General features: G+C 67.6%; 3 protein-coding genes and 1 pseudogene. 3 read left to right on the top strand and 1 reads right to left on the bottom strand.

Annotated elements, in window-relative coordinates; translation table 11 throughout:
• Together ACXJKR_RS25525 and ACXJKR_RS25520 are read left to right on the top strand one after the other, a co-directional pair.
• Positions 1-1,311, top strand: a 1,311-nt coding sequence (locus ACXJKR_RS25525; protein WP_457325192.1) for an Hsp70 family protein, incomplete at its 5' end; no start/stop codon positions are given.
• 5 nt (positions 1,312-1,316) lie between these two features.
• A complete protein-coding gene (locus ACXJKR_RS25520) occupies positions 1,317-2,984 on the top strand; it encodes a hypothetical protein (RefSeq protein ID WP_457325191.1) in 1,668 nt (555 codons plus the stop codon).
• Here the strand turns inward: ACXJKR_RS25520 and ACXJKR_RS25515 are convergent.
• Entirely contained in the window at positions 2,971-4,188 is a 1,218-nt protein-coding gene (locus tag ACXJKR_RS25515; RefSeq protein ID WP_457325190.1) for a 6-phosphofructokinase, read from the bottom strand. The two genes, ACXJKR_RS25520 and ACXJKR_RS25515, sit on opposite strands and share 14 nt — an antisense overlap.
• A 61-nt stretch (positions 4,189-4,249) precedes the next feature.
• On the opposite strand from ACXJKR_RS25515, the pseudogene ACXJKR_RS25510 reads away from it, so the two are divergent.
• Positions 4,250-4,355: pseudogene (locus tag ACXJKR_RS25510) on the top strand (hypothetical protein); the annotation flags it as partial.

Genomic DNA, 4,355 nt, shown 5'->3' with positions numbered 1-4,355 from the left:
GCAGGCGAGATCGCCGGGCTGAGGGTCGAGCGCCTGCTCAACGAGCCCACCGCGGCCGGCCTGGCCTATGGCCTGCAACAGCGGCCCGAGCACAGCAGCTTCCTGATCTTCGACCTCGGCGGCGGCACCTTCGACGTSTCGSTGCTGGAGTATTTCGACGGCGTTGTCGAGGTGCGCGCAAGCGCCGGCGACACGCGCCTGGGCGGCGAGGATTTCAGCCGCGTCATCGCACAGCTGTTTGCCAAGCAGTGCGAGGGATTCGGCACCGAGGAGCGCCAGGCCTGGTTCGAGAGCGAGACCTGGTGGCGCCTGGCCGAGCAGGCCAAGCGCGATCTCGGCGAGCGCGACAGTGCCGAGGTCAACACCGTCTGGCGCGAGTGCCCGCTGGGCACGACGCTGAGCCGCGCCGACTTCGAGGCCGCGTCTCAAGAGCTGCTGCAACGCCTGCGCCGCCCCATCGAACGCGCCCTGGCCGATGCCCAGCTCGACCCGAGCGGTCTGGCCGAGGTCATCCTCGTCGGTGGCGCGGCGCGCATGCCCATGGTGCGCCAGCTGGTCACGCGGCTGTTCCAGCGCCTGCCGCTGCGCAACCTCGATCCCGATCTCGCCATCGCCATGGGTGCGGCCGTGCAGGCCGGCCTGAAGGCGCGCGATGCGGCCCTGGACGACGTCGTGCTGACCGATGTGATGCCTTATTCCCTGGGCATCGTCGCGGCGAGCGCGATCGGCGGCCGCATGGTCAAAGACCGTTTCTCACCCATCATCGAACGCAACACACCGGTGCCGGTGTCACGCGTGGAGAGGTATCACACGGTGAGTGACGGCCAGCGTCGAATACTCGTGGACGTGCGCCAGGGCGAGTCACCTGTGGGCTCCGAGAACCTGCACTTGGGCAAGCTGGAGATCGCCGTCGAGCCGGCGCCCGCTGGCCATGCCGGCATCGAGGTGCGATTCACCTACGACGCCAACGGCCTGCTCGAAGTCGAGGCTCGCGAGACACCCGGCGGCCAGCAGCACGAACTCATCATTGAAAGCCAGGGCGGGCGCCTCTCGCCCGCTGAGATCGTCGCGACGCGCGAACGGCTGCAAACCCTGAAGCGCCACCCGCGCGACGAGCAGGACAACCGCTACCTGATCGAACGCGCCAAGCGCCTGTTCGAGGACCGGTTGGGCAACGACCGCCTGATGTTGCAGGACTGGCTGATCCAGTTCGAAGCCGCACTGCAGGCCCAGGACTCACGCCAGATCCGCCAGGCGCGCAAGCAGTTCAAGGAGGCACTGGACAGCATTGACACCTCCTTCCGCTTCTGACGGCCATGCGGGATCAGGACTGGGCGCTGCTGGGTATCGCGCCGACAACCGAGTTGAGCGCGATCAAGAAGGCGTATGCGCTGAAGCTGAAGAGCACGCSGCCAGACGATGACACCGAGGCCTACCAGGCGCTCCGCGGGGCTTATGAGCGCGCGCAACAGTCTCTGAAGCTGCAGGGAAGCCAGCAGCCCGAAACTGACGAACTCGCTGAACCAGCAGGCCACGAACCTCTTTCAGCGGATGTCGCGGCCCGCGTCGCCGTGGACGACGAGCTGCCGCCGCCGCCCGATTCCGTCGAGTACACGGTCCAGCGCCTGCACACGCTGTGGCAGCAGCACGGCTCGCCCTGGCTGGTCGCCGAATGGCCGGCGCTGCGCATCACGCTGGAGGCCCAGCCGCTGGCGTCGCAGTCCGAGTGGTCGGCGCATTTCGCGCGCTGGGTCGTGCACCAGGCGAACTTGCCAAACGCCTTCGTCGAAGCTCTGAACGCCTACTTTGGCTGGCAGCAAGACTTCCGCGCCGGGCGCGATATGGGCAAGAGGCTCGCCGAGGCGCTGAGACAGTCGCTGAGTGATCGCCAGTCACGACAGCGGGCGCTAGACATCCAGCAGGCCGTACGCGATCGTCACCCGCCCCCTGAGCCACCCAAGCCGCCAGAACCGCCCAGCGAGGCGTTGAAGGCCCGCGTCAGGCCGTTGCTTGAACTCGACGAACTGCGCTTTAGCGGCACGCTGGCACGACGGCTCGCGCTGGCACTGCGCCCCATGCTGGCAAGAGTGCTGTACGGCACCGATCCAAAAGCACTGGAGCAATGCGGCGTCAACCCGCTGATGCGAGAGTCACTGGATCGGCTGCTGGCGGGGGCCCGACTGCTCCGGGCTGGGCTGCTCGGCGGTCTGGTGTGGATCTTTTTCCTGCTGATGTCGGACGACATGGGCATGACGGCGGCCAACATGATGATTTGGTGCACGGGATGTTTCACCTGGCTCGGCATCAGCCACGTCCTTGGAGCGCTGATGCATGGCCTGCCCCCCGAGCGCCCGGACGAGGCTGTGCCCATGACGTCACTGCAGCGTTGGCGGCTGCATGAGCGGCAGCCGGCCGTTGGCCTGGGGTGTGTCGCCGTCGCCGGGGTGCTGGCTGTATTCAGCCACAGCTGGGATCTGACGGCCGCCACGCTCCCCGTACCCGACTACGCGATCGCAACGCTGCAAATGATGCGGGGCGCCGCGCCCTGGTTGCTGCTGTGCTTGGGTGCGATGTTGGCTTGGCCACTGAACCCGATCTACAGCCCGACCTGCATCGGCCTGCTGGTGCCGGTGAGCGCGCTGCTATTCCACTGGGCCTCAACGGATGCCCCAAGGGCCGCCGTGATCGCCACCGCCATGCTGTACGTGCTGGTCGGCACCGCGCGCTTCGAGGACAGGCTCCGCGGCAACTTTCTCTTGGATGCCGCCTGCCGCCCGATCACGAGCACACTGACCTTGGCTCAGCGCTGGGGCTGGCCCTTCGCCATGCTGCCCAGCCTTTTGACCCTGGCCTATCTGCTGTCTTCGAGGCCACACCCACCAGTGACTTACCTCGTGCTGGCCTGGGTGCTGTTGACGCTGGCCCTGCACCAGCTGCAGCACCGCGCCGAAACCTGGGCGCTCGCCCGGCTCAACCGCGCTTGAGCACCTTGGCCACCGGATTCGGCCGCAGCCGGAATGCATCCGGCATGCCCGAGCCCAGCAGCGGACGCAGGTAGAGGCGGAAGGCGTCGGTCACGTCGGTGCCGCTCTCGGTGATGAACTCGTCTTCCATCGTGCGCGTCTTGCCGGCCACGGCGGTGAGGGGCAACAGTTCGTAGTCCACCGCGTAGTAGCCGACGCGCTTGATGGCGACCGAACCGTCGCGGTCGCCGTGGAAGGCGTACTGCACGGCCTTCTCGCCGACCTCGCGGGCCTCGCGTTGGTCCACGTCGGACACGCAGCCCAGGAAGCTGCGCTGCAGATAGCCGAAGGTGTCGCCGCGCACGCGCTTGATGCCGAGCTTGGTCTTGATCTCCTCGCAGAGCAGGTCGGCCAGCGCGCCGGTGCCGCTGAGCTGCACATTGCCGTGGGCGTCGCGCTCCAGGTCACCGGCCAGCTTGGACAGCATCGGCGTGCCGCTGGCGTCGTGGATGCCCTCGCTGACGGCGATGACGCAGCGGCCGAAGCGCTCGTAGGTGGCCTTCACGTCGCGCAGGAACTGCTCGTTGTCGAAGTGGCGCTCGGGCAGGTAGATGAGGTGGGGGCCGTCGTCCTCGAACTTCTTGCCCAGGGCCGCCGCGGCGGTCAGGAAGCCGGCATGGCGGCCCATGACGACGCCGACGTAGACGCCCGGCAGGGCCGCGTTGTCGAGGTTGGCACCGGCAAAGGCCTGGGCGACGAAGCGCGCGGCGGACGCATAGCCCGGCGTATGGTCGTTGCCCACCAGGTCGTTGTCGATGGTCTTGGGGATGTGGATGCAGCGCAGCGGGTAGCCCGCCGCCTGCGCCTCTTCCGAGACGATGCGCACGGTGTCCGATGAGTCGTTGCCGCCGATGTAGAAGAAGTGCGTGATGCCGTGCGCCTGCAGCACCGTGAAGATCTCGCGGCAATAGGCGGCATCGGGCTTGTCGCGCGTGGAGCCCAGCGCCGAGGCCGGCGTGTTGGCCACCAGCTCGAGGTTGTGGCTGGTCTCCTGGGTCAGGTCGACGAAGTCCTCGTTGACGATGCCCCGCACGCCATGGCGGGCGCCGTAGACCTTGCCCACACCGGCCTGACGCCGCGCTTCGAGCACGACACCGACAAGGCTCTGGTTGATGACCGCGGTGGGGCCGCCACCTTGGGCGACGAGGATCTTGGCGAGACTCATGAACGCTCCTGGCTGTCGTCAATCGACGGCGCGGAGTTTAGGGGTCTCTGAGGTATTCCGGGCCGAGCGCTGGGCCTATGCCGACGGCGCCGGTGAGATTGGCTTCATCTCCAGCGTGACCCAGGCCTTCTGCGGCGACTGCAACCGCGCCCGGCTGTCGACCGAGG

It is taken from the genome of Roseateles sp. P5_E11 (genome assembly GCF_054049355.1).
Note: the sequence above shows the minus strand (reverse complement) of the source record. Positions and strands in the feature narration are given on the sequence as shown.

Bases quoted from the DNA above. Each gene is read 5' to 3' on its own strand.
- ACXJKR_RS25515 (WP_457325190.1), bottom strand. From the start codon at position 4,188: ATGAGTCTCGCCAAGATCCTCGTCGCCCAAGGTGGCGGCCCCACCGCG.